Raw genomic sequence first — 22,904 nt, forward strand, 5'->3', positions numbered from 1 at the left:
GTCAAATGATGGCGTACAAACTCCCCACCACAGAGGTACACGTCATGCGCAAGAACACCCTCCTCGGCCTGGCCCTGGCCTCGGCACTGGCCATCGGCAGCTCCGTCGCACTGGCCGCGCCCGCTGGCGGCGCAGGACATGGCGACTTCGGCCATGGGCGCCACCATCATCGGGGCGACGGCCAGATGATGATGCTGGGCAAGCTGAACCTCAGCGACGCGCAGAAGGCCAGCGTCAAGCAGATCATCCGCAGCAGCCGCGAGCAGAACAAGTCCTCGCGCGACGCCCTGCGGCAACAGCGCAGCGCCTTCGAATCGATGACGCCGAACCAGGTCGGCTACCAGGCCGCCGCTTCCCGGCTGGCCCAGGCCGAAGGCCAGGCCGCCCAGCAGCGGGTGCAGCAGATGGCCAACCTGCGGGCGCAGATCTACGCGCTGCTGACCCCGGCGCAGCAGGCGCAGGCAGCCACGCTCAAAGCGCAGGCGCAGGCCCGCCGCGCCCAGTGGAAGCAGTTCCGGGCGGAGCACCCGCAGCCGTCAGCCGGGTAAGTGATCGGCGACCGACCGGTCGCGCAAATGGAAGAAGCCCGGACTGGTCCGGGCTTCTTCATGGACGCGGCGTGCAGACGACCTCCGCGCAATCATCCTTCGACTTCGCTGCGCCACGCCCGGAGTGAACCGAGACTCCCGCTCTTCGCGGCCTTCGTCGGGAATGCCTATTTTTTCTTCGGCAGATACAGATCGGTGATGGTGCCTTCGTAGACTTCCGCGGCCATGCCCACCGACTCGCCCAGGGTGGGATGCGGGTGGATGGTGAGCGCGATGTCGGCTGCCTCGCTGCCCATCTCGATCGCCAGCGCCAGTTCGGAGATCAGGTCACCCGCGTGCACGCCCACGATACCGGCGCCCACGATGCGATGGGTTTCCTCGTCGAAGATCAGCTTGGTGAAGCCTTCGGTGCGGTCGATGCCGATGGCGCGGCCCGAGGCCGCCCACGGGAACTTGCCCACGCCGACCTTCAGGCCCTTTTCCTTCGCCTCGCGCTCGGTCACGCCGACCCAGGCGATCTCCGGATCGGTGTAGGCCACCGACGGGATCACCCGCGCGTCGAAGTGGCTCTTCAGCCCGGCCACCGCCTGCGCCGCCACGTGCGCTTCGTGGGTGGCCTTGTGCGCCAGCATCGGCTGGCCGACCAGGTCGCCGATGGCGTAGATGTGCGGCACGTTGGTGCGCATCTGCGTGTCGACGTTGATGAAGCCGCGTTCGGTCACCGCGACGCCGGCCTTGTCCGCGCCGATCTTGCCGCCGTTCGGCGAGCGGCCCACCGCGACCAGCACGCGGTCGAACAGCGTGGTCTCGGGAATGCTGTCGCCTTCGTAGCCGACCTCGATGCCTTTCTTGGTGGCCTTGGCGCTGACCACCTTGGTCTTCAGGTGCACGCCCTTGAGCTTGCCGCCCAGGCGCTTGGCCAGCGGCTTGATCAGGTCGGCGTCCGCACCCGGGATCAGCTGGTCCATGAACTCGACCACGGTCACCGCGCTGCCCAGCGCCGAATACACCGTGGCCATCTCCAGGCCGATGATGCCGCCGCCGACGACCAGCAGGTTCTTCGGCACATCCTTCAGTTCCAGCGCGCCAGTGGAGTCCACCACGCGCTCGTCGTCCCACGGGAACGCCGGCAGCTTCACCGACTGCGAACCGGCGGCGATGATCGCGTGCTCGAAGCGGATCAGCTTCGTGCCTTCGGCCGTCCGGACTTCCATTTCATGCGGCGACACGAACATGCCGGTGCCCGTCACGGTGCGCACCTTGCGCGCCCTGGCCATGCCGGCAAGGCCGCCGGTGAGCTGGCCGACCACCTTGGTCTTGAAGCTGCGCAGCTTGTCGAGGTCGATCTTCGGCGCGCCGAAGCTGACGCCGTGCGCGGACATCGCGGCGGCTTCGTCGATCACCGCCGCAGCATGCAGCAATGCCTTGGAGGGGATGCAGCCCACGTTGAGGCAGACGCCACCCAGGCTGTCGTAGCGTTCGACCAGCACGGTGTCGACGCCGAGGTCGGCGGCGCGGAATGCGGCGCTGTAGCCACCCGGACCGGAACCGAGCACGACCAGCTTGCATTCGATGTCGGCCTTGCGACCGGATGCCGCGGCAGCCTTCGGTGCCGATTCGCTCCCTCCCCTGCTCGCAGGGGAGGGCTGAGGAGGGGTGGCCGCCGGAACGGCGGCCGGCATCGGTGCAGCGGCCTCGGGCGCTTCCGCTTTCGCAGCCGGCGCCGCAGCCGTTTCACCAGCCACTTCCACCACGGCAATCACCGCCCCTTCGGAAACCTCGTCACCCACCTTCAACTTCACTTCCCTGATCACGCCGGCGGCGCTGGAGGGAATCTCCATGGTCGCCTTGTCCGACTCCAGCGTGATCAGGCTCTGTTCCTTCGCCACCGTGTCGCCGGCTTTCACCAGCACCTCGATCACCGGCACGTTGTCGTGGCCGCCGATGTCGGGAACCTTGATCTCGATCGTGTTCGCCATCGTCATCGCCTCCGTCAGAGCAGCAGCCGGCGGATGTCGCCGAGCTGGTTGGCGAGGAACGACGCGAAGCGCGCGGCGAGCGCGCCGTCGATCACCCGGTGGTCGTACGACAGCGACAGCGGCAGCATCGTGCGCGGTGCGAATTCCTTGCCGTTCCACACCGGCTTCACCGCGGACTTGGAGACACCCAGGATGGCCACCTCCGGCGCATTGACGATCGGCGTGAAATACGTGCCGCCAATGCCGCCCAGCGAGCTGATCGAGAAGCAGCCACCGGACATTTCAGCCGGCCCCAGCTTCTTGTCACGCGCCTTCTTCGAGATCTCGCCCAGCTCGCGCGCCAGCTCGAGCAGGCCCTTCTTGTCGCAGTCGCGGATCACCGGCACCACCAGGCCGTCGGGCGTATCCACCGCGATGCCGATGTGGAAATACTTTTTCAGGATCAGCTTCTCGCCCGATTCGTCGAGCGAGGCGTTGAACTGCGGGAACGCCTTCAGCGCGGCCACCACGGCCTTGATCTGGAATACCAGCGGACTGATCTTGAGGTCCTTGTTCTCGGCGCCCAGCTGCTTGCGGAACGCCTCCATCTCGGTGATGTCGGCGTCCTCGTGCTGGGTGACGTGGGGGATCATCGCCCAGTTGCGCGCGAGGTTCGCACCGGAAATCTTCTGGATGCGCGACAGCGGCTTCTCCTCGATCTCGCCGAACTTGGCGAAGTCGACCTTGGGCCACGGCAGCAGGCTGAGACCGCCGACCGAAGCGGCGGCGCCCGTCGACGGACGCGCGCCGGAGGCCAGCGCGTGCTTGACGTAGGCGCTGACGTCGTCGCGCTGGATGCGCCCGCCGCGGCCGCTGCCCTTGACCTGCTGGATGTCCACGCCAAGCTCGCGGGCGAAGGCGCGGATCGCCGGGCTGGCATAGGGCGCGTCGCCAGGCATCACCACGCGCGCATCGACCGGCGGGCGCACCTGTGGCGGCACGTCGCCCTCGGGGGCGATGCCCGGCTGCACGCCCTGGCCGGCTACTGGCGCGGGGGTCGGCTGAGCGGGGGCGGTTGGCTGAGCGGGGGCCTGAGCTCCCTCACCCCTGCCCTCGGCAATCGCTCCCTGCATTGCTCTACCTCCCGCATCCTTGCGGTCGTCTCCCGATACGGGAGAGGGGGACGCGGAGACGGCTGCGCCGTCGGCTTCAATCACGGCAATCACCGCACCCTCGGAAACCTCGTCGTCCACCTTGAGCTTCATCTCCTTCACCACGCCCGCAAACGGCGAGGGAACTTCCATCGTGGCCTTGTCCGACTCCAGCGTGATCAGGCTTTGTTCCTTCTCGACCCGGTCACCGACCTTCACCAGCACTTCGATGACGGGGACGTCGGCGTGGCCGATGTCGGGAACGCGGGCTTCTTTGAGGTCGGCCATGATGACTCCTGCTGGCGAGGGCGCGCCGCTCGGGGATGGCGGCTGCATACAAGACGTCAATCATAGCGAAGGGGCGTGCCTTGCGTATGCCGGATCGTGTAACTTCGGGCCTTCGCACCCCACCATGCGCCGGCGTATCCATGACCTTGAGCGGACGCGCCGTGCGCTTGCGTAGCCTAACCTGAGCCCATGTTCACGCCGCACCGCGCGGCACCGGAAGGAACCCATGCTGACGATACGCGACCTGTCCAAGACCTATGCCAACGGCGTCCGGGCGCTGCGCGGGGTGTCGCTCGACATTCCCGGCGGCATGTTCGGCCTGCTGGGCCCCAATGGCGCCGGCAAGTCTTCGCTGATGCGCACGATCGCCACGCTGCAGGACCCGGACGAGGGCACGATCAGGCTGGACGAGATGGACCTGCTGGCCGACAAGCAGGACACCCGGCGCCTGCTGGGCTACCTGCCGCAGGAATTCGGCGTGTACCCGAAGGTCTCGGCCGAGGCGATGCTGGACCACTTCGCCGTGCTCAAGGGCGTCACCGTGAAAGGCGAGCGGCGCGACCTGGTCGAAGCGCTGCTGCGCCAGGTCAACCTGTGGGACGTGCGCAAGCGCAAGCTGGGCACCTACTCCGGCGGCATGCGCCAGCGCTTCGGCATCGCCCAGGCGCTGATTGGCGAGCCCCGCCTGATCATCGTCGACGAACCCACCGCCGGACTCGACCCGGAGGAACGCAACCGCTTCCTCAACCTGCTGGCCGAACTGGGCGAGCGGATGGTGGTGATCCTGTCCACCCACATCGTTGAGGATGTCACCGACCTGTGCTCGCGCATGGCGATCATCGGCCAGGGCCAGGTGCTGCTGACCGGCGAACCGGGCGAGGCGATCCGCTCGCTGGAGGGCCGGGTCTGGCGCCGCAGCATCGACAAGAACCAGCTGGACGGCTATCGCGCCCGCATGAACATCCTGTCCACCCGCCTTGCCGGCGGCCGCACCCTGCTGCACGTGCTGGCCGACACGAAGCCGGAGGAAGGCTTCGAAGCGGTCGCACCGGACCTGGAGGACGTCTACTTCGGTCGCCTGCGGGCGCAGGCCACCGCCAAGGCCGCCTGAAGGCGCCCCGAATCCGCAGGGGCCACCTGCGTGCGATGTTCCGTCCGATGGAGGACATCGCGCACACGGCGTCCTTGCAGCAGCCAGGATCACCCATGTTCTTCGAAATACTCCGCTTCGAGTTGCGCCAGCAGTTGAAGGCGCCGCTGTTCTGGATCGTCGCCGCCGCGTTCGGCGCGCTGGCCTTCGCGCTTTCCAGCACCGACATGGTGGTTGCCGGAGGCGCCAGCGGCAACGTGCTGCGCAATGCGCCGCTGGTGATCGTGCGCCTGCTGGGCGTGCTCACCGTGCTCAGCGTGTTCCTGATCACCATCTTCGTGGCCGGCGCCGCCCTGCGTGATTTCGACAACCGCACCTCGGAGCTGTTTTTCAGCACGCCGATGAGTCGCGGCGCCTACCTGGGCGGCCGCTTCGCCGCGGGCTACCTGGCCGCGCTGGCGATCATGCTGGTGTGTGCCCTCGGGCTGGCGCTGGGCGCCGCGATGCCGTGGATCGACGCGGCGCGACTGGGCCCGGCCAGCTGGTACGGCTATGCGTGGTCGCTGGGCGTGATGGTGATCCCGAACATGCTGTTCATCGCCGCGCTGCTGTTCCTGCTGGCCACCACCACGCGTTCGCTGCTGGCCACCTATATCGGGGTGATCGCGTATTTCGTGCTGTCGGGCGTCACCGGCTATCTCAGCCGGGACATCGACAGCCACACCATCGCCGCGATGCTGGACCCGTTCGGTGGCCGCACGCTGGGCATCGTCACCCGCTACTGGTCACCCGACCAGAGCAACCATCTGCTGCCCGCTCTGGACGGCGTGCTGCTGTTCAACCGTCTGCTGTGGATCGGCGTGGCGGTCGTGCTGTTCGTGGCGGCCTACTGGCTGTTCCGGCCGAATCGCGAGGGCCTGCAGCTGCCGCGCCGCAAGAAGCGCGCCGAACCGCCGATGCTGCGCCCGCCGGCCAGCGGCGCCGCGCTGACCCTGCCCCGGGTGAGCATTGGCCGCGGCTGGCGTATCCACCTGCAGCAGCTGCGCGCCCAGTTCCTGTTCGACACGCTTGGCGTGGTGCGTGGCGTGGCCCTGCTGGTGCTGCTGGCGCTGTCGCTGGTGCTGATGCTGGTGTCGCTGGTTTCGTCCGGGCTGATCTACGGCACGCCGGTGTGGCCGGTGACACACCAGGTGCTCACCGCGATCAACGGCAGCTTCAGCCTGCCGCTGATCATCATCGTGATCTTCTATGCCGGCGAGCTGGTCTGGCGCGAGCGCAGCCAGCACTCCGCCGAAGTCACGGACGCCTTCCCGGTGCCGGACTGGGTACCGCTGCTGGCGAAGTTCGGCGCCCTGCTGACCATCATCGTGCTGATGCTGCTGATCGGCGCGGTGGTCGGCATCGTCTGGCAGCTGGCGCACGGCTACACGCACCTGGAGCCGGGCCTGTACCTGGGCATGCTGGCGCTGAACGCGATTCCGTTCGTGCTGATCGCGGTGCTGGCGCTGTTCCTGCAGGTGATGTCCAACAACAAGTTCCTGGGCTACCTGCTGACCATCCTGTGGGTGGCGGCCAGCTCGATCGGCTTCGGCCTGCTGCACTGGGACCACAACCTGTACAACTACGGCAGCGGTCCCAGCGTGCCGTATTCGGACATGAACGGCTTCGGCCATTTCCTCACCGGTGCACTGTGGTTCGACGGCTACTGGGCCTGCCTGGCGGTGGTCATGCTGGTGCTGGCTGCGCTGTTCTGGGCGCGCGGCACCGACGATGCGTGGCGCGACCGCCTGCGCGAAGCCCGCGCCCGCCTGCATGCACCGGCCCTGATCGTGCTGGTGGTCGCCGCGCTGGGCTTCATCGGCACCGGCGGGTGGATCTACTACAACACCAACGTGCTCAACACCTACCGCAACAGCACCGCGAAGACGGTGCAGCGCGCGGACTACGAGAAGAAGTACGCGAAGTACAAGGACGCCCCGCAACCGCGCATCACCGCGGTGAAGGCCGACGTGGACATCCATCCCTACCGGCGCAGGCTGGACATCCGCGCCCACTACACCCTGGTCAACAAATCCACCGCGCCGATCAGCGAGCTGTACGTGAACTTCACTGACGAGTTCACCGTGAAGTCGCTGCAGTTCGCCCCGCACGACACGGTCAGCGAGGACAAGGACCTGGGCTTCACCGTGTACCGCCTCAAGACGCCGCTGGCGCCGGGGGCGTCGATGGATTTCGACTTCAGCCTGGAATACGCGCCCAGGGGCTTCACCAACGACACCGGTGCCACCTTCTTGGTGCACAACGGCAGCTTCTTCAACAGCGGCATGCTGCCGCAGTTCGGTTACCAGACCGAGTACCAGCTCACCGATCGCAACGACCGGCGCAAGTACGGCCTGTCCGCCGAGGTGCCGCGGATGCCGAAGCTGGGTGACGAGAAGGCCCGCGCCAATACCTACATCAGCAACGATGCGGACTGGATCGACTTCGACACTACCGTCTCCACCGCCGCCGACCAGATCGCGCTGGCACCGGGCACGCTGCAGAAGGAATGGACGGCCAACGGTCGGCACTACTTCCACTACACCATGCAGCGGCCGATGCTGAACTTCTTCGCCTACCTGTCGGCGCGCTACTCGGTGAAGCACGTGCAGTGGAAGGGCGTGGACATCTCGGTCTACTACAACCCGGCGCACGCCTGGAACGTGGACCGGATGATCGAGAGCGCGAAGGACTCGCTGGACTACTACGACGCCAACTACACGCCGTACCAGTTCAAGCAGCTGCGCATCCTGGAGTTCCCCGGCTACGCCGCGTTCGCCCAGTCGTTCGCCAACACCATCCCGTTCTCCGAATCGATCGGCTTCATCGCCGACCTGCGCGACAAGTCGAAGATCGACTACGTCTACGACGTCACCGCCCACGAAGTGGCCCACCAGTGGTGGGCGCACCGGGTGATCGGCGCGAACATGCAGGGCTCGACCATGCTCAGCGAGTCGCTGGCGCAGTACTCGTCGCTGATGGTGATGAAGCACAAATACGGCGCCGACCAGATGCACAAGTTCCTGAAGTACGAACTGGATGCCTACCTGGTTGGCCGCGCGACCGAGAAGCTGGCCGAGGAGCCGCTGGCGAAGGTGGAGAACCAGCCGTACATCCACTATCGCAAGGGCTCGCTGGTCTTCTATGCGCTGCAGGACTACCTGGGCGAAGCGAAGCTCAACGGCATGCTCAAGCAGTTCCTGCTGGACAAGGGCTTCCAGCAGCCGCCCTACACCACTTCACAGGAGTTCATGGACGCGCTGGACAAGACCGCCGGGCCGCAGTGGAAATCGCTGCTGGACGACTTCTTCTGGAAGATCACCCTGTTCGACAACCGGCTCACCGATGCCCGTGCGAAGAAACTGCCGGACGGGAAATACGAAGTGACCCTGAAGCTGCACGCCGGCAAGGTCTACCTGGACGGCAGCGGCAAGGAAACCACGGCCAGCGCGGACATCCCGATCGAGATCGGCGTGTTCGCGGCCTCGCCCGGCGGCGGCCGGGACGGCAAGCCGCTGTACCTGGAGAAACGCCTGCTGAAGGACGGCGACAGCACGATCACCGTGGTGGTCGACGGCAAGCCCGCACTGGCCGGCGTCGATCCCTACAACGAGCTGATCGACAAGGTGTCCACCGACAATCGCCGCGGGGTGACCGTCGACTAGCGGTCAACCCGCGTGGCATCCCGCCGACGTCACGCCTGCCTCGGAGCAGGCCCGGGCAGGTCGCCACGCGTGATGGTCAGTTCGCGCTGCGGGAACGGGATACTGATGCCCGCGGCGTCGAAGTGCTCCTTGATCGCCCGCAGCAGGTCGGTCTGCACCGCCCAGAAGTCATCGGTGCCCGTCCACGCGCGAACCACCAGGTCCACCGAGCTCTCGCCGAGCCCGACTGTCCAAACCCCCGGCTCGGGATCTTGCAGGATGCGCGGGTCGACCTCGAACAGGCGGCGGATCTCGGCCATCGCCGCACCGATGTCATCCTTGTAGCCGATGCCGATCTTCAACTCGAACCGCCGCCGGCCGCGACGGTTGAAATTGACGATGGCGTCGCCCCCAACCTTGCCGTTCGGCACCACCGCCTCGCGTCCGTCCGGCAACAGCAGCAGGGTATGCATCAGGTTGATGCCCTGCACCGTGCCATCGATTCCGCCGGCGGTGACGTAATCGCCGACGCGGAATGGCCGGAAGATCACCAGCAACACACCCCACGCGAGGTTGCTCAGCGAGCCCTGCAGGGCCAGGCCGATGGCCAGGCCTCCGGCGCCCAGCGCAGCAACCAGGGGCGCCGACGGCACGCCGGCGCGGGTCAGGGCCATCACGATCAGCATCGCCACCAGCACGCCGTAGATCACGTTGCGCAGGAAGCCGCTGAGGGTGTCGTCCACATTCGCTCGCTGCAGCGCGCGGCGGCTGAAGTTGGCCATGCGCGCCGCCACCCAGATGCCGACCAGCAGGATCAGCAAGGCGAACAGCAGGTTCAGTCCCGCATGGATCACGCTGGCGGACAGCGCCTGGCCCAGCAGGTTGTCGAGGAAATCGTGCATTGCTTCGGTCCGGTCGGAAACGCCACCAGCCTAGCAAACCGCCGCAAAAGCCGCGTGACACGCACGCAGGCGGACGGATCGTGCCCGACAACTCCCCGACGCCGCGGGGACCTGCCTCAGAGCCGATCGTCCTCGATATCGGTGACCCTGCCGTCGACCAGGGTCACCACGGTGACGTGACCATCGCGGCGGTAACGCCACTGCTCGCCACCCTCGTTGCGGTCGATCACCCGCACGCCGCCGCGGCGGCTGCCGTGGCTGCGCGACTTGTGCGCATGCGATTTCGAGCTTGGCTTGCCGAGCAGGTCCACCACCCGTTCGCGGCTGTCGCCGGCAACCAGCACCTGGTTGCCGACCCGCAAGGTACTGGACGCGTGCACGGCGGCACTGAAGGCGAACAACACAAAGACTGGACGAATACGCATGACCTGCTCCCTGGTCGGTGGAATGTGCCGCCGCGAGGCGGACGGCGTTGCGCGATTCAGAATCCCGCCCCCGGCCGGGCCAGATAGTCCATCTCGTCGGCGGTGCTGGCGCGGCCAAGCACGGCGTTGCGATGGGGAAAGCGGCCGAAGCGCTCGATCACGTCGCGATGGCCTCGAGCATAGTCCAGAAAATTGTCGAAACGGGCGACCTCACCGGGCGGTGCTTCGACCCTCAGCGCTTCGAACAATTCGACCGAACGCCGCTGCAGCGCGGGATTCTCCGCGTGCTCCAGCGGCAGGTAGGCGAACACGCGCCGGATGGCGGGAAGTTGACGGTCATCACCACGGGACAGCCCCGACAATGCGACGCGCTGCGCCGCCGGATCGGTCGCCCAGGCGCGCGGGTCGTGGCGATACAGGTTGCGGGGAAACTGGTCGAGCAGGATCAGCAGCGCGAGCCAGCCGGACGGCGTGGCCGTCCAGCCGTCCAGCCGTCCGTTCGCGGCGTCCTCCACGGCGCCGCCGAATTGCGCGCGGATCTGCCCGTCGAAGTCGGCGCTGGCGGCAAACCAGTGCGCGGCGTGCGCTTCGGCGAACCAGAAGTCGAGAACATCGCTGGCGCTGGCCGGCATGATTCATTCATCAAACAGTGGCAGGGCTTCCGACTATGCCCGCCAGCACGCGGACCATGCAAACACGCGCCCGGTGCGCGGGTGTCATGGCCCGACCTGCAGCAGGTTCAGCGGCTGGCCGTCGCTGCCGCGCACGCCCTGCTGCAGCGAGGCAAGCCGGCGGATCGCCGGACACAGCGCCTCGACCTGAGGACGCAATACCTGCAACCGCGCCTGCAATCGCGGCTGCAGTTCGGTGGCCAGGTCGGCGGCGCGATCGCGCAGCGTGGCGGCGGCCTGCAGGTCTCCGGACAGCGCCGCGTTGATCGCCTGCTGGCCCAGATCGGCCGCCAGCAGCGGCAACAGATCGCCGGCGATCTGGTTCATTGCCTGGTTGGCGGCATCGCCCTGCCAGTCGTGGGTGCTCTGGCTGACCGAGATGCGTCGTTTCAGCTCCGCCGCATGGGCGTCCAGCCGACGCTGGAACTCGGCCCGGGTATCGGCGCCCAGACCCATGCCGTCGGCCTCGCTGCGCAGGGCCTGCGCCGCGACGTCGACCCCGTTGCGGGCCACCGTGCGCACGCGCGGCGCCAGCTCGCGCAGCTCGCGCTCGAACAGCGTCAGCCGGTCCTGGCTCTCCGCGTTCAAGCTCACGCTGGCGCCATCGGTGCGCAGGGCGCCCTGCTGCAACTCGACATGGAACGGCGCCGGCGCAGGCCGGTCGAACAACAGGCTGTCAGGTTTCAGGGTGACGTCATAACTGCTGCTGGCATGGCAGGTCGCCGCCAGATCCTGCGCCTGCAGCGAACACGCACCCGACAACAGCAACAGAAAGGCGAAGCTTCGAAACGCACGCATGGGCATCAACCCGATCCCGGAAAACGGTTCCCTAGCGATAACTGCCCACGCAGCAACCCTCGCTGAATACCTTCGCCGGGAAAGTGCACGCACGTTCACGACCGGCTCCTTGCTCCCCGCATCGCCCTCAGGCGCCGTCCAGCGGAGTGAGCAGATTCAAGCCCCGGTCGGGCTGGCTGATGGCACCATCAGGCGAGGCGTCCGCGCTGGACAAGACCTGCCTCCCTCCGTCAAACCAGGGAATCGGCTGGCGCGGCCCCGGTATGTAGACCTCCCACTGGCCATAGTCGTCGGCTCGCGGGCCGATGCCAAACCCGATTGGCACCCTGACAAACCAGTTGTCGTCATCGACCCCACGCCCCGATGCGGGCAGATTGAAGGTCCATTTCCTGGCGGCTGCGATGGCCGCCTTGGCAAGAAGGGGGCGCCATCGCGCCAGTTGGCGCTCGTTGTCCAGCACACCCATGTTGACCTGTTCGGCCACGACCTCCTTTACTTCCCCCTGCCGCCCCACCCGCAGCAGCAGGTAGACCGTGCCTTCCACGCGAGCCCGTGCCGCCACTGCCGGATAAGCCGGCCAGGACATTTCCCGGATGCTGATCGACTGCCCCGGGCTGCCCTCGCCAAACTGGGCGCCGCTGATGCCGATGGAGAATTTGTCATCGCCCACGGGTTTGGCAACGACGCGAAAACTCATCTTCGCCTCGGCCGCCACCGGCGCGCCGTTCACCAGAACGGGCGCGAACTTCCATTGCCACACATTCCTCTCTATCAGGCTGCCCACGTCCTTCGGCACTTTTTCCGCGTGATCGATGACGTAGCTACGGACGCTGCCATCCGGCGCCACCACGATCGTCCCGGTGAGCAGCATGCTGGCCTGCATCCGCTTGCGCAGTGCGGTCGGGCCGGTAGCCAATGCGGCGACCGACAGCAAAGCGCAGGACAGCCCGATCAGAAATCGCTTCATCCGTGTTCCCCTGCAAGCCCTTGGAATACCGGAGCCGCCAACCATGCCAGGCACCTGACCTGCACGATTCGTCGGGAATACCCCCGGTGGAGTCAGGCGCCGCTCGGCGGCGTGAGCAGCTGCAGCCCGTCCCGATCGAGCTGATAGATGCCGTCGCCCGGCAGTGCATCGGCGCTGCCGGACAGCAGGCGCTTGCTATCGATCCACGGCACCAGTTCCTTCGGCCCGGGGACGTACGCCTGCCATTTCCCGTAGGTATCGACTTCGGGCTCGTCGAGAGTTTTCAGATGGTAGGCAACCGGCACGCGTGCAACCCAGTACGGCGCATTGACATATTCGCCCGAGGTCGGCGTATGGAAAGTCCACTTCCTGGCGGCCGCCAGCGCGGACTTCGCAAGCACATTGCGCCATTGCACCATGTCCCGGTCGCTGGCGATCACGGCCAGATTGACCTGTTCCGCCTCGGCATCCTCGACCTGCCCCTGCCGTCCCACTCGCAGCACCAGATAGACCGTACCGGTCACGCGCCCCTTGATGGCCTGCGGCGGATAGGTGGGCGGCACGCGATTCTGGTAGGTGACATGTTGACCGGGCACTTCCTGGCCGAAATGCGTGCCGTTGATGGCCAGTGAGTAGTTGCCATCGCCGATCGGTCTGGCAACCACCCGCAGGCTCATCTTTGCCCTGGCCGCCACCGGCTTGCCGGCGATCAGCACGGGCTCGAACTTCCATGCGGGAATGCTGCGGTTGACCAGGTTCATCGCCGCGGGGTCGACCTGGTCGGCGCGATCGATGGCGTAACTGCGCACGCTGCCGTCCGGCGCCACCACGATCGTCCCGGTGAGCAGCATGCTCGCCTGGACCCGCTTGCGCACGCCGCCCGGGCCCGACGCGAATGCCACGCCGCAAAGCAACAGACAGCACAACCCCGCCAGCCAGTTTTTCATCCTTTCCCCCGAAGCGGATCCGCGCAAGTGCCCGGCTGCAGTATCACCGACCGTCAGGGCCGGCGCGAGCGGAATTGCGTGCGCACGGCGGGCCGCCCCAGCTGCCAGGCCAGCCACAGCAGCGCGGGAATGGCCACCAGCTTCAGCGCGATGCCGACCTGCCAGGTGCGTTGTGCCCGCGCGATCATCCACAGCGCCATCTCGCCGAGTTGCGGCTGCGCCCGGGCGTGCTGGCGGGCGATCTCGAAGTCACCCGATTGCTGCAGCATCAGCACCGCGGTCACCAGCGACCACACCGCCAGCAGCAGCGCCAGCAGCTGCATCGCCGGCCGCGACCAGGCCTGGCGCAGGATGCAGCCGGCGCAGACCACGATGATCGCGACGGCCACGCCGAGATACAGGTACTCGGCATGCCGCAGGTATTGCACGAAGCCGATCGCGGCCAGCAACAGCAGGACCCAGGGGCCGATCGCCCAGGGCGCGAAGCGCCGGTTCGCCGCGCCGGCGACGTTCGGTGCCAGCGGCATCAGTGCGCCGCCTTCAGGGGAGCCAGATCGGCCAGTACCTGGGCCGAGTTCTGCAAACGGAACGCCGGGGCCGCCTTGCCCACCCGGGGCATGGCGGTGAACGCCGCTCCGTTCGTGGCGAGCAGCAGGGGCAACGCAAACAGGACAGCAAGACGACGCATGGACAGGAGTCTCCGAGCGGGTGTGCGCAATCGCTGCAGTTTACGCGCACGCAAAAGGAAGGGCGCCCATGGCGCCCTTCCGGATCAGGCCGTGGCCGTGATCAGAGCTGGCTGATGGTGAACTTGCCCACCGAAATGCCCAGGTTCACGCCCTCGCCGGTGCCGGCCAGAGCCAGCGACGTGGTGCCCTTGGTCAGTACCTGCGCGGTCGAACTCTTGACCACGCCCGCTTCGGCGCCGGCCTGCGCATAGTCGCCGAAGACATCGGCGATGCCGTGCACCTTGCTGATCTCGCCCTTGCCGTTGTCGATGTGGTACTTGCCGGCCGTCAGGCCGCCGCCGACCACGGCGATCTTCACCTTGGCGCTCTGGCCGTTGCTGCAGGTGACCATGCCGGTGCCTTCGGCATGCTTGTAGATCAGCGACCAGCCCGACAGGTTGTAGACCAGATCGCATTTCACGCTCGCTTCGGCAGCCTGTGCGGAGCTCGTCGGCAGTACGGTCATCGCACCCGCGCAGGCCATTACCAGGGCAGCCAATCCAAAAGTACGCTTGATCATGAGGTCTCTCCTTCGAGTGTGCGGAACAGCGGTTGGTGCGCTTCCCGCGGCCAGCCTGGGTGGCACGGCCGTCGTGGATGCGGGTGGAACGAATCCTGTGCAGGGCGGCGTGACAGAGACGTGCAGACGAATGACCGTCCGTTCAGCTTTCGGCGGCATGCATGGACCGCCAGGCACGGCAGGCGGCGTGCGTCGCTTGGTTTCCACTCCCCACGCTCCTAGACTCGAAGGCCACGGCCCGATGGCCGCGCAGGCGCGAAGGGAAACGATGGTCAGGCACTCGCTGGTGGGTTACGACGGCTCGGACGTGTCACGACGGGCGTTCCAGTTCGCGATCGATCTGGCGCGCTGCTCCGGTGGCCGGGTTCGCGTGGTATCGGTGCTGCAGGTGACCGAAGGCGGCACCGACGTCTCGGCACTGATGATCGCCGACTCCGGCACCCGGCGGGCGCAGGAACTGCTGCAGGAACTGGCCGCGGTGGTCCCCGATGCGGCCGACATGGTCGATGTGGAGCTGATCTACGGCAGCCCCGGCGACGTCCTGCTCAGCCAGGTCGAACAGCACGGCATCGATCACATCGTGATCGGACACACCGAGCGCGGCGCCTTGGCGCGATGGCTGCTGGGTTCCGTCTCCGGCAACGTGCTGGCACGCGCCCACGTGCCGGTCACCGTGGTGCGCTGACGGCAGGCAAGGCCTGTGGAGAGCAGGCCTTGCTGCAAATCTCAAACAGCACCGCTAGTTTTTTTCTGCTGGCGGCGCGGCATTGCGCGCAGCAGCCTCGATGCTACGCTGTTTTTCCTGGGCGATCTTCATACTCTTCACGTCGACCGGACGAATGCCGGTAATGGTGCAGGGGAAGTTTCGCGACCTCGTTAGCACCTTGTCGAAACCCACCATCACCTGGTTGATGTTCGAGGTGAGACCGATGGCGTTGGTGAACATCAGGTCTTGGCAACCGCCGAGGTCGAGCAGATAAGCCTGGTTTGGCCGGGTATATACCGCCAGTTCGGTGTCGCTCAGCGGCTCCCATGAGTACAGACTGAAGTAGGTGAAACTGCGCACAGGCGCGCCGGCTGCCGCGGTGTACGCCACCTGGCGCTGCTGCACGCGTTGCGCGTACGGCACGCTGGAGCATCCGGGCGTGACCATAGCCAGCAACAGTGCGGCGGCAGGGATCAGCAGTGACTTGTCCATTTGCAATCCTCTCGTCGGGAATTCCATTCACCAAGAACGCAGTGGCGCCGCTGCGGATGACAGCATGTCCAATGCCCGGCGCAATTCCACGATAGTTGCTACCTTGCCCCGAGCGCAAGAAAGACTCCGGCTATTTCCCGGCGGACCTGCTCTTGCCCACGGCGGTCCACTTCGCGGGATCGAAGCCGGCCACTTCATAGACCAGGGTCTCTTTCTTCTCGCCATCGACCAGGGTGACGTCCATGCTGAGCTTCTTCGCCTTGCCGAGCATGGCGATGAACGCCTTGTCGTCGCGGATCATCAGCGCCGGCTCGCCGGTGGACGGCGCAAACGCCTTCACCGCCACCGTGCGCCCATCGACGTGGGTGGCGATGCTGCAGTTGCCACGGCAGACGAAGCCGGGCTTGCTGCCATACAGGAACACGCTCTGGCCCCAACTGGTATGCCGGCGCAGCACCAGCCGCACGCGGTCACCGCTGGCGGGCTGGCTGTTTTCGATGGTCGCGGTGGATTGCGTGCCGCCGGCCATCGGCGCCACCTGGTACAGCCACAGGCGTTCGAGCCGGCTCCTTTCGCTGGCTTCGGTGTAGCGCTTCTCGATCGCCGGCAGGGTCTGCTGCACTTCCTTCGCGGCGTCGCTGTCCGGGAAGCGCCTGACGATTTCCTTGCCCATCGTCACTGCCATCTCGTCGTTGTGGATGCGCAGCAACTGACGATACGCGTCGAGGTTGCGCACGGCGTCCGCATTCGCGGCTTGCGCCTGCTGCCGTGCGGCGTCTGGCGCCGCAGCCCCGCCCTGCGAGCAGGCGGCCAGCAGTGCGGCGAGACCGAACGCCATCACGGCGCGACAGGGAAAAGCGACATTCATCAGCGGCATACCTGGCGGGAACAGACGGCTAGCTTGTAACGATCCGTCGCTGCGGCGCAACCGGCCCGCGGTCGGGCGATCAGTCGGGCTGCCCGAAACGCTCGCGCAGTGCGGCGCGGTAACGCCGGCTGCAGGGAAGCCTGGTGCCGTCACGCATCTGCAGGCGCGCGTCGCCGGTTTCCAGCGGCTCGATCTCGACAAGATAGTCGAGGTTGGCGAAGTAGCCGCGATGCACCCGCACGAAGCGGGCCGGGTCCAGCCGCTCCTCGATCCCCGCCATGGTGGCCCGCAGCGGGTAGTCGCGACCGCGTACGCGCAGGTTCACGTAGTTGCCCGAAGCCTGCAGCCATTCGATCTCGTTGGCGTTGAGCAGGAATTCCTTGCCCAGCTTGCGCACCAGGAATCGTTCGGGGCGCTCGACCGGCTCCACCGGCGCGCCTTCGTCCGGCGCGGCCAGCAGTCGCGCCTCGCCCTGCTGGCGCAGCAGCCACAGCCGGTACAGCACCAGCGCGCCGACGATCACGAAATAGGTGCGCACATCCTTGAGGTATTCGTAGCCCGCATTCATCCACCATGAGGCGCCGAACGCGTCGTAATGCGCACCGGCGAGGGTGTAGCCCAGCTTCCGCAACACGTGCATCCCGCCCACGTGGATCAGGCTGAACGGCACGCTGAACAGCAGATGCAACGGCAGGTTGCGGCGCCAGGTGTCGAAGCGGATCGGCCAGCGCCGCTCCAGCGCGATCACCCCCGGCAACAGCGCCAGCAGCATCACCACGCTGCTCCACTCCCACAGCCAGGGTTCCCACGCCGCCGCGCCGGCGTGGTCGATGCCCGAGTTGATGCTGTTGAAGACGCCGTTGATCGCGAAGAACACCAGCCAGACCGCGACCTCGAACGGTCGCCGCCAGCGCTGGTAGATGTCGAAGCCGGGAGTCGTGCCCATCGGCCGGAGTTTACCGAAGTCGTCCCCGCCACTCGTCCCTGCCGGCCGCCATTCGTCCCCAGGGCCCGTCAGGCGGTCACTTAGGACGGGACAGGCGGCGCGCGGCGACCCAGGCTGGGGCCACTTTCACACGGGAATGCCGCCATGAACCGCCGCCACGATATCGACGCACTGCGCGTCCTCGCCTTCGGCCTGCTGATCCTGTACCACGCCGCGATGCTGTACGTGGCCGGGGACGGCTGGGACTTCCACCTCAAGAGCAGCCACACCGCCGAATGGCTGCAGTACCCGATGCTGTTCCTCAACCGCTGGCGGATGGAGCTGCTGTTCCTGGTCTCCGGGCTGGCGGTGAACTTCATGCGCCGGCGCGGCAGCATCGGCCGGCTGGCCGGCAAGCGCAGCCTGCGCCTGCTGCTGCCGCTGGTGTTCGGCGTGCTGGTGGTGGTGCCGATCCAGCCGTACGTGCAGGGACTGTCGAACCATCTGGTCGAGCCCGGCTTCGGCCAGTTCCTGCTGCGCTACTGGAGCGGCGGCCCGTGGCCCGCGGGCGCGTTCACCGGCTGGCAGTACGGCTTCACCTGGAACCACCTGTGGTACCTGCCCTACCTGTGGGTATACACGATGCTGCTGCTGGCCCTGCTGCCGTTGCTGGAGTCGCGGGCGGGCCAGCGCCTGCGCAACGCCTGCCTGAAGTTGCGCGGCACGCAACTGCTCCTGTTGCCTGCCCTGCCGCTGCTGCTGTGGGGTTCCCTGCTGGCCGGCCGCTACCCGGTGACCGGCGCGCTGTGGGGCGACTGGTACGCCCATGCGATCTACGCCACGGTGTTCGTGTATGGCTACCTGCTCGGCACCGACACCGGCATCTGGGCCGAACTGGCGCGGCTGCGCCGGGCCTCGCTGCCACTGGCGCTGGGCTGCTTCGCGTTCTACCTGCTGGGCATCGAGACCCTGCCGGACGATGCCGCCCCGCCCCTGGTGCTGGCGGTGCGGGCGCTGCATTACCTGTACCTGTGGAGCGCGATCGTGGCCGTGCTGGGCTGGGGTCACGCGTATCTCAACCGCCCGTTCCGCTGGCTGCCGTATGCGCGCGAGGCGGTGTATCCGTGGTACGTGCTGCACCAGAGCCTGCTGTTGCTGTTCGCCTGGCAGCTGATGCCGCTGGGGCTGGGACCGGTGATCGAACCCGCCCTGATCGTGCTGGCCACGGTGGCAGGTTGCGCGCTGCTGCACGAGTTCGTGATACGCCGGAGCCGCTGGCTGCGACCCCTGTTCGGCCTGGATGCGTCGGCGCGCGCGGCGTCACCGCGGGCCGTCCCGGCCAGCGTGGCCGACGACCTTGCCTGAGCTTCAGTTCTCGCTGGCCATGATCGAGTCGAGGTGTTCGACCCGCACGATCTGGTCGAGCCAGACCTGGCGCGTCCACTCCGGCACGTCCGGCCGTTCGAGCTGCACGGTGGCATTGATGCCTTCGCGCTCCTCGGCATCACGGAACACCTGCACGTTCGGCCGCGTGCTGACCACGCCGTCGCAGCTGCTGCCGTCCTTCAGCAGCAGCACCACGTGGCCGTTCGCGGGCAATTCCTCGACCAGCGATTCCAGCTGGTGGATGCTGGCCTGGTCGGTGTAGACATGTCTTGCCTGGCGGCCCATGGGAGTGTCCTTCGGCTCGGTATTGGGAACACGCTAGGCCGGGAAACGGCAAGGCCGCGTCAAAACGGCCGTCTGCCAGCTGAACCGCCAACGCTTGTCGCCGGGCACTCCCACGGGATAATGGCGCCCCCGCAAGGACACCTCATGCTTCCGCCTCGTTCCACAGCCACGGATTCGCTGCTTCGACACCCCGCCTTCGTGGCGTTCTGGTTCGCCCGGATCGCCTCGGGCTTCGGCTTCCAGATGCTGTCGGTGGCGGTAGGCTGGCAGATCTACGCGATCACTGGCCGCGCCTTCGACCTCGGCCTTATCGGCCTGGTGCAGTTCGTGCCATCGGTGTTGCTGGCCTTGCCGGCCGGCCACGTCGCCGACCAGTTCGAGCGGCGCCGCATCGTGCTGCTCGGCCAGGTGGTGGAGTGGATCGCCATTGCGGCGCTGGCCGGCATGAGCCTGGCCCACGGCATCCACGAGGCGGGCATCCTGCTGCTGGTGTTCGTGATCGGCATCGCCAAGGCTTTCGAATTTCCCGCACTGCAATCGATGCTGCCGGCGCTGGTGCCGGCTAGGATGCTGCCCCGTGCGATGGCGGTGAACGGTTCGGCCGGCCAGGCGGCGATGATCATGGGTCCGGCAGTCGGCGGCTTCCTGTACGTGGCCGGGCCCGGCGTGGTGTACACGACCTGCGCGGCGCTGTACCTGGTGTCGATCGTGCTGATGGCGCGATTGCGCTATGAACAGGCGCCGCCGAAACGCGAACCGGCCACGCTGGAGAGCCTGTTTGCCGGCGTGCATTTCATCCGTCGCCGCCCCGACGTGCTGGGCGTGATCTCGCTGGACCTGTTCGCTGTGCTGCTCGGCGGCGCCACCGCTCTGCTGCCGATCTTCGCCAGGGACATCCTGCGCACTGGCCCGTGGGGCCTGGGCCTGTTGCGGGCGGCCCCGGCGGTGGGTGCGCTGCTGATGTCGGTGTGGCTGGCGCGGCATGACATGCAGCGGCGGGTCGGCATGATCATGTTCGCCTCGGTAGCCGGCTTCGGCGTGGCGACCCTGGTGTTCGCCGTATCGACTGCGCTGTGGCTGTCGCTGCTGGCGCTGTTCGCACTGGGGGCGTTCGACATGGTCAGCATGGTGATCCGCGGCGCCCTGGTGCAGCTGGATACGCCCGACGACATGCGCGGCCGGGTCAGCGCGGTGAACGCGATCTTCATCAACACCTCGAACCAGCTCGGCGAATTCGAGTCAGGCATGCTGGCGGCATGGCTGGGCGCGGTGAACGCCACCGTGCTCGGCGGCGTCGGCACGCTGGTGGTGGTCGGGCTGTGGATGGCGATGTTCCCGAGCCTGCGCCGGCGCCAGCAGTTGCACGTGGAAACCGCCGCGCGGGAAGAACCGGCAGCGGATATCCTCTGACGTCTCTTCGCGTCTGGAACCGCACCATGATCACCACGTCGCCCACCGAATTCCTCGAGGCGTTTGCTGCGCTGGCGCCACTGCCTGGCGCCGCCGCGACGGCTCGCGCCGCCTATCTGGTGGCGCCGGCCGGGTTTGCGCTGGCGGCGGAATCGGCGCGCGACAACCGCTACATGGACATGAGCCTGGCGGTCGATCCGCTCAAGGCGCTGGCCCAGCACGGCGCGCTGGCGCAGGCCCTGCGCGCGGACGTGCCGGTGATCACCTTCCCCGGCGATCCCGCCACGCCCGATGCGGTGTTTCCCAACAACGTGTTCGCCACGGCGCCGGGCCGGCTGATCGTGGGCCGCATGCGTCATCCGGTGCGCCAGCGCGAGGCCGAACGCGCGGACATCCGCGCGTTCTTTGGCGACGTGCTGGGTTACGACGAGATCGACCTGTCTGGCTGCGACGATCTCGTGGCCGAGCTGACCGGTTCGCTGATCATCGACCGCTCCCGCGGCGTCGGCTACTGCGGCCTTAGCGAGCGCTGTGACATGGCCGGCGCACAGGCGATGCTGAAGGCGTTCGAGCTGCGCCTGATGTTCTGCTTCGAACTGGCCGAGGGCGAATATCACACCAACGTGGTACTGACCCTGCTGGCCAGCCGAGCCGCGATCATCGCCGCCGACGGCTTCCGTGATCCCGCCGCTGCGCAGGCGATCGCCGATGCCTGCGGCGGTCGTGCGCTCTGGATCAGCCCGGCGCAGAAACAGGCCTTCGCCGGCAATGCGATCGCCCTGTCGGACGAACGGGTCTGGATGAGCGCCTGCGCCGCGGCGTCCCTGACCGAGACGCAGTTGGCGACGCTGGGCGACTACGGCTTCGCGGTGGGGACGGTGGAGCTCGGCGAAATCGAGAAGGCCGGCGGCAGCCTGCGTTGCTGCGTGGGCGAGATCTACTGAGCCCCGATTTCCGTATGCGCGTTGCGCGGCACGCTTGTCCTCGTGCCACATCATCCTGCGGAAGCCACCATGATCACGGTCCATCACCTCGACAATTCGCGCTCGCAGCGCATCCTGTGGCTGCTGGAAGAGCTGGGCCTGCCCTACGAGATCAGGCGCTACCAGCGCGATCCGGAGACCATGCTGGCACCGCCCGAGTTGCGCACCGTGCATCCGCTGGGCAAGTCGCCGGTGATCACCGATGGCGAACTGACCCTGGCCGAGTCCGGCGCGATCATCGAATACCTGGCCGACCGCTACGGCGCCGGCGTGCTGATTCCCGCCCACGGCACGCCGGCGCGGTTGCGCTGCAACTACTGGCTGCACTACGCCGAAGGCTCGGCGATGCCGCCGTTGCTGCTGAAGCTGGTGTTCCGGAAGGTGGCGGCCGCGCCGGCGCCGTTCTTCGTCAGGCCCGTCGCCGGGAGCATCGCGCGCAAGGTGATGCGCTCGTTCGTCGATCCGCAGCTGCGCCTGCACCTGGATTATCTGGAAAGCGCACTGGTCGGCAGGACGTGGTTCGTCGATGACGCCTTCGGCGCGGCGGACATCCAGCTGAGTTTTCCGCTCGAAGCCTTCGCCGCCCGTGGCGGACTGGACGCAAGCCACCCGAACCTGGCTGCCTTCCTGCAGCGCATCCACGCCCGCCCGGCCTATCGACGCGCACTGGAAAAGGGCGGCGAGTACCGGCTTGGCTGAATGCAGGCCGCGCTTTCGCCGCTCCTGTTTACGCCTCGCTCACGGTGGCGCTGCCAGCCTGAGGGCTCAGACGCCAAGGAGACGATCATGCGCAAACACGATATCGGACGCCAGCTCCAGGACACCGCCGAGCGCGCCGGCGAGCGGGCCCGCCATTACGCCGACGGCGCCACCAGCAGCGCGCAGGACCTGCTGGAACGCGGGCGCCGCACCATCCGCCAGCGCTTCGACAAGCGGGCCGACTACCGCCGCCAGCTGAGCCGCGCCGCCGAGGATTTCGCCGACGAGGCGAACTACCAGTATCGCCGCCTGCGCCGCAAGGTGAACCGCCATCCGGCGGCCACCGTGGCGATCGTGGCCGGCACCATCGGCGCGTTCCTGCTGCTGCGCCGGGCGTTCCGCAGCGACGACGAGGATTGAATCCGCCCCGTCCACGCTATCCTCCGCGCAATGAAAAACCCGCCGATCGGCGGG

At 67.1% G+C, this 22,904-nt stretch carries 24 protein-coding genes; 9 read left to right on the plus strand and 15 right to left on the minus strand.

The features are described 5' to 3' along the window. Positions 1-44 precede the first annotated feature (44 nt). Positions 45-548, plus strand: a complete 504-nt coding sequence (locus UU7_RS08750) for a Spy/CpxP family protein refolding chaperone (RefSeq protein WP_007807422.1) — start codon at positions 45-47, stop codon at positions 546-548. Positions 549-715: 167 nt separating this feature from the next. On the opposite strand, the gene lpdA is transcribed toward UU7_RS08750, so the two are convergent. After that, positions 716-2,527 carry a dihydrolipoyl dehydrogenase gene (gene lpdA, locus UU7_RS08755; RefSeq protein WP_007807423.1) on the minus strand — a complete coding sequence of 604 codons (1,812 nt, stop codon included), beginning with the start codon at positions 2,525-2,527 and terminating at the stop codon, positions 716-718. A 14-nt stretch (positions 2,528-2,541) separates the two neighbouring features. Continuing rightward, the gene (gene aceF, locus UU7_RS08760) at positions 2,542-3,945 is read right to left on the minus strand and encodes a dihydrolipoyllysine-residue acetyltransferase (protein WP_007807424.1); all 1,404 of its coding nucleotides are present in this window, start codon (positions 3,943-3,945) and stop codon (positions 2,542-2,544) included. Between the two features lie 226 nt (positions 3,946-4,171). Between aceF and UU7_RS08765 the strand changes: the two genes are divergently transcribed. Both UU7_RS08765 and UU7_RS08770 read left to right on the plus strand, forming a co-directional pair. Further along, positions 4,172-5,056: an ABC transporter ATP-binding protein gene (locus UU7_RS08765; RefSeq protein WP_007807425.1), complete on the plus strand. Its 885-nt coding sequence runs from the start codon at positions 4,172-4,174 to the stop codon at positions 5,054-5,056. Positions 5,057-5,151: 95 nt separating this feature from the next. Beyond that, a complete protein-coding gene (locus UU7_RS08770; protein WP_007807426.1) occupies positions 5,152-8,739 on the plus strand; it encodes an ABC transporter permease/M1 family aminopeptidase in 3,588 nt (1,195 codons plus the stop codon). Between the two features lie 29 nt (positions 8,740-8,768). On the opposite strand, the gene UU7_RS08775 is transcribed toward UU7_RS08770, so the two are convergent. The 9 genes from UU7_RS08775 to UU7_RS08810 all read right to left on the minus strand — a co-directional run bounded on the left by UU7_RS08775 (position 8,769) and on the right by UU7_RS08810 (position 14,676). Then, positions 8,769-9,620, minus strand: coding sequence for a mechanosensitive ion channel family protein (locus UU7_RS08775; protein ID WP_007807428.1), 852 nt, complete (start codon positions 9,618-9,620; stop codon positions 8,769-8,771). A 116-nt stretch (positions 9,621-9,736) separates the two neighbouring features. Then, positions 9,737-10,045 carry a DUF2845 domain-containing protein gene (locus UU7_RS08780; protein ID WP_040673129.1) on the minus strand — a complete coding sequence of 103 codons (309 nt, stop codon included), beginning with the start codon at positions 10,043-10,045 and terminating at the stop codon, positions 9,737-9,739. 56 nt (positions 10,046-10,101) lie between these two features. Beyond that, on the minus strand, positions 10,102-10,677 hold the full coding sequence (locus tag UU7_RS08785) for a DUF924 family protein (RefSeq protein WP_007807432.1): 576 nt from the start codon (positions 10,675-10,677) through the stop codon (positions 10,102-10,104). Between the two features lie 84 nt (positions 10,678-10,761). Then, positions 10,762-11,520, minus strand: coding sequence for a DUF2884 family protein (locus tag UU7_RS08790; RefSeq protein WP_007807434.1), 759 nt, complete (start codon positions 11,518-11,520; stop codon positions 10,762-10,764). Positions 11,521-11,641: 121 nt separating this feature from the next. Continuing rightward, positions 11,642-12,481, minus strand: coding sequence for an energy transducer TonB (locus UU7_RS08795; RefSeq protein WP_007807436.1), 840 nt, complete (start codon positions 12,479-12,481; stop codon positions 11,642-11,644). Positions 12,482-12,573: 92 nt separating this feature from the next. After that, complete coding sequence (locus UU7_RS08800) at positions 12,574-13,428, minus strand: energy transducer TonB (protein WP_007807438.1); 855 nt, start codon at positions 13,426-13,428, stop codon at positions 12,574-12,576. A 53-nt stretch (positions 13,429-13,481) separates the two neighbouring features. Then, the gene (locus UU7_RS08805; RefSeq protein ID WP_007807441.1) at positions 13,482-13,955 is read right to left on the minus strand and encodes a hypothetical protein; all 474 of its coding nucleotides are present in this window, start codon (positions 13,953-13,955) and stop codon (positions 13,482-13,484) included. Beyond that, complete coding sequence (locus tag UU7_RS18320) at positions 13,955-14,116, minus strand: hypothetical protein (RefSeq protein ID WP_157582051.1); 162 nt, start codon at positions 14,114-14,116, stop codon at positions 13,955-13,957. The genes UU7_RS08805 and UU7_RS18320 overlap by 1 nt, the downstream gene beginning before the upstream one ends. A 101-nt stretch (positions 14,117-14,217) precedes the next feature. Then, positions 14,218-14,676, minus strand: a complete 459-nt coding sequence (locus tag UU7_RS08810) for a hypothetical protein (protein WP_040673132.1) — start codon at positions 14,674-14,676, stop codon at positions 14,218-14,220. A 268-nt stretch (positions 14,677-14,944) separates the two neighbouring features. Between UU7_RS08810 and UU7_RS08815 the strand changes: the two genes are divergently transcribed. After that, positions 14,945-15,361, plus strand: a complete 417-nt coding sequence (locus UU7_RS08815; RefSeq protein WP_007807445.1) for a universal stress protein — start codon at positions 14,945-14,947, stop codon at positions 15,359-15,361. 54 nt (positions 15,362-15,415) lie between these two features. Here the strand turns inward: UU7_RS08815 and UU7_RS08820 are convergent, their stop codons facing one another. The 3 genes from UU7_RS08820 to UU7_RS08830 all read right to left on the minus strand — a co-directional run bounded on the left by UU7_RS08820 (position 15,416) and on the right by UU7_RS08830 (position 17,688). Further along, positions 15,416-15,874, minus strand: a complete 459-nt coding sequence (locus UU7_RS08820) for a DUF6491 family protein (protein ID WP_007807447.1) — start codon at positions 15,872-15,874, stop codon at positions 15,416-15,418. Positions 15,875-16,004: 130 nt separating this feature from the next. Continuing rightward, positions 16,005-16,742, minus strand: coding sequence for a hypothetical protein (locus UU7_RS08825; RefSeq protein WP_007807449.1), 738 nt, complete (start codon positions 16,740-16,742; stop codon positions 16,005-16,007). A gap of 79 nt (positions 16,743-16,821) precedes the next feature. Then, entirely contained in the window at positions 16,822-17,688 is an 867-nt protein-coding gene (locus UU7_RS08830; protein WP_007807451.1) for a LytTR family DNA-binding domain-containing protein, read from the minus strand. Positions 17,689-17,832: 144 nt separating this feature from the next. On the opposite strand from UU7_RS08830, the gene UU7_RS08835 reads away from it, so the two are divergent. After that, positions 17,833-19,032 carry an acyltransferase family protein gene (locus UU7_RS08835; RefSeq protein ID WP_007807453.1) on the plus strand — a complete coding sequence of 400 codons (1,200 nt, stop codon included), beginning with the start codon at positions 17,833-17,835 and terminating at the stop codon, positions 19,030-19,032. 3 nt (positions 19,033-19,035) lie between these two features. Here UU7_RS08835 and UU7_RS08840 read toward each other — a convergent pair whose 3' ends face one another. Continuing rightward, positions 19,036-19,338: a DUF3247 family protein gene (locus UU7_RS08840; RefSeq protein ID WP_007807455.1), complete on the minus strand. Its 303-nt coding sequence runs from the start codon at positions 19,336-19,338 to the stop codon at positions 19,036-19,038. 144 nt (positions 19,339-19,482) lie between these two features. Between UU7_RS08840 and UU7_RS08845 the strand changes: the two genes are divergently transcribed. The 4 genes from UU7_RS08845 to UU7_RS08860 all read left to right on the plus strand — a co-directional run bounded on the left by UU7_RS08845 (position 19,483) and on the right by UU7_RS08860 (position 22,850). Continuing rightward, positions 19,483-20,748, plus strand: coding sequence for an MFS transporter (locus UU7_RS08845; protein ID WP_007807456.1), 1,266 nt, complete (start codon positions 19,483-19,485; stop codon positions 20,746-20,748). Positions 20,749-20,774: 26 nt separating this feature from the next. Next, positions 20,775-21,692 (plus strand): arginine deiminase-related protein, encoded by a 918-nt coding sequence (locus UU7_RS08850; protein ID WP_007807457.1) that lies wholly within the window; start codon positions 20,775-20,777, stop codon positions 21,690-21,692. Positions 21,693-21,761: 69 nt separating this feature from the next. Next, positions 21,762-22,430 (plus strand): glutathione S-transferase family protein, encoded by a 669-nt coding sequence (locus tag UU7_RS08855; protein ID WP_007807458.1) that lies wholly within the window; start codon positions 21,762-21,764, stop codon positions 22,428-22,430. Positions 22,431-22,517: 87 nt separating this feature from the next. After that, positions 22,518-22,850 carry a hypothetical protein gene (locus UU7_RS08860; protein ID WP_007807459.1) on the plus strand — a complete coding sequence of 111 codons (333 nt, stop codon included), beginning with the start codon at positions 22,518-22,520 and terminating at the stop codon, positions 22,848-22,850. Positions 22,851-22,904 lie beyond the last annotated feature (54 nt).

This window comes from Rhodanobacter spathiphylli B39, from assembly GCF_000264295.1.
GTDB classification, from domain to species: Bacteria; Pseudomonadota; Gammaproteobacteria; order Xanthomonadales; family Rhodanobacteraceae; genus Rhodanobacter; species Rhodanobacter spathiphylli.

Excerpts from the sequence above, each read along its gene's own strand:
- UU7_RS08750 (WP_007807422.1), top strand. The coding sequence starts at position 45 with ATGCGCAAGAACACCCTCCTCGGCCTGGCCCTGGCCTCGGCACTGGCC.
- lpdA (WP_007807423.1), bottom strand. The coding sequence starts at position 2,527 with ATGGCGAACACGATCGAGATCAAGGTTCCCGACATCGGCGGCCACGAC.
- aceF (WP_007807424.1), bottom strand. The coding sequence starts at position 3,945 with ATGGCCGACCTCAAAGAAGCCCGCGTTCCCGACATCGGCCACGCCGAC.
- UU7_RS08765 (WP_007807425.1), top strand. The coding sequence starts at position 4,172 with ATGCTGACGATACGCGACCTGTCCAAGACCTATGCCAACGGCGTCCGG.
- UU7_RS08770 (WP_007807426.1), top strand. The coding sequence starts at position 5,152 with ATGTTCTTCGAAATACTCCGCTTCGAGTTGCGCCAGCAGTTGAAGGCG.
- UU7_RS08775 (WP_007807428.1), bottom strand. The coding sequence starts at position 9,620 with ATGCACGATTTCCTCGACAACCTGCTGGGCCAGGCGCTGTCCGCCAGC.
- UU7_RS08780 (WP_040673129.1), bottom strand. The coding sequence starts at position 10,045 with ATGCGTATTCGTCCAGTCTTTGTGTTGTTCGCCTTCAGTGCCGCCGTG.
- UU7_RS08785 (WP_007807432.1), bottom strand. The coding sequence starts at position 10,677 with ATGCCGGCCAGCGCCAGCGATGTTCTCGACTTCTGGTTCGCCGAAGCG.
- UU7_RS08790 (WP_007807434.1), bottom strand. The coding sequence starts at position 11,520 with ATGCCCATGCGTGCGTTTCGAAGCTTCGCCTTTCTGTTGCTGTTGTCG.
- UU7_RS08795 (WP_007807436.1), bottom strand. The coding sequence starts at position 12,481 with ATGAAGCGATTTCTGATCGGGCTGTCCTGCGCTTTGCTGTCGGTCGCC.
- UU7_RS08800 (WP_007807438.1), bottom strand. The coding sequence starts at position 13,428 with ATGAAAAACTGGCTGGCGGGGTTGTGCTGTCTGTTGCTTTGCGGCGTG.
- UU7_RS08805 (WP_007807441.1), bottom strand. The coding sequence starts at position 13,955 with ATGCCGCTGGCACCGAACGTCGCCGGCGCGGCGAACCGGCGCTTCGCG.
- UU7_RS18320 (WP_157582051.1), bottom strand. The coding sequence starts at position 14,116 with ATGCGTCGTCTTGCTGTCCTGTTTGCGTTGCCCCTGCTGCTCGCCACG.
- UU7_RS08810 (WP_040673132.1), bottom strand. The coding sequence starts at position 14,676 with ATGATCAAGCGTACTTTTGGATTGGCTGCCCTGGTAATGGCCTGCGCG.
- UU7_RS08815 (WP_007807445.1), top strand. The coding sequence starts at position 14,945 with ATGGTCAGGCACTCGCTGGTGGGTTACGACGGCTCGGACGTGTCACGA.
- UU7_RS08820 (WP_007807447.1), bottom strand. The coding sequence starts at position 15,874 with ATGGACAAGTCACTGCTGATCCCTGCCGCCGCACTGTTGCTGGCTATG.
- UU7_RS08825 (WP_007807449.1), bottom strand. The coding sequence starts at position 16,742 with ATGAATGTCGCTTTTCCCTGTCGCGCCGTGATGGCGTTCGGTCTCGCC.
- UU7_RS08830 (WP_007807451.1), bottom strand. The coding sequence starts at position 17,688 with ATGGGCACGACTCCCGGCTTCGACATCTACCAGCGCTGGCGGCGACCG.
- UU7_RS08835 (WP_007807453.1), top strand. The coding sequence starts at position 17,833 with ATGAACCGCCGCCACGATATCGACGCACTGCGCGTCCTCGCCTTCGGC.
- UU7_RS08840 (WP_007807455.1), bottom strand. The coding sequence starts at position 19,338 with ATGGGCCGCCAGGCAAGACATGTCTACACCGACCAGGCCAGCATCCAC.
- UU7_RS08845 (WP_007807456.1), top strand. The coding sequence starts at position 19,483 with ATGCTTCCGCCTCGTTCCACAGCCACGGATTCGCTGCTTCGACACCCC.
- UU7_RS08850 (WP_007807457.1), top strand. The coding sequence starts at position 20,775 with ATGATCACCACGTCGCCCACCGAATTCCTCGAGGCGTTTGCTGCGCTG.
- UU7_RS08855 (WP_007807458.1), top strand. The coding sequence starts at position 21,762 with ATGATCACGGTCCATCACCTCGACAATTCGCGCTCGCAGCGCATCCTG.
- UU7_RS08860 (WP_007807459.1), top strand. The coding sequence starts at position 22,518 with ATGCGCAAACACGATATCGGACGCCAGCTCCAGGACACCGCCGAGCGC.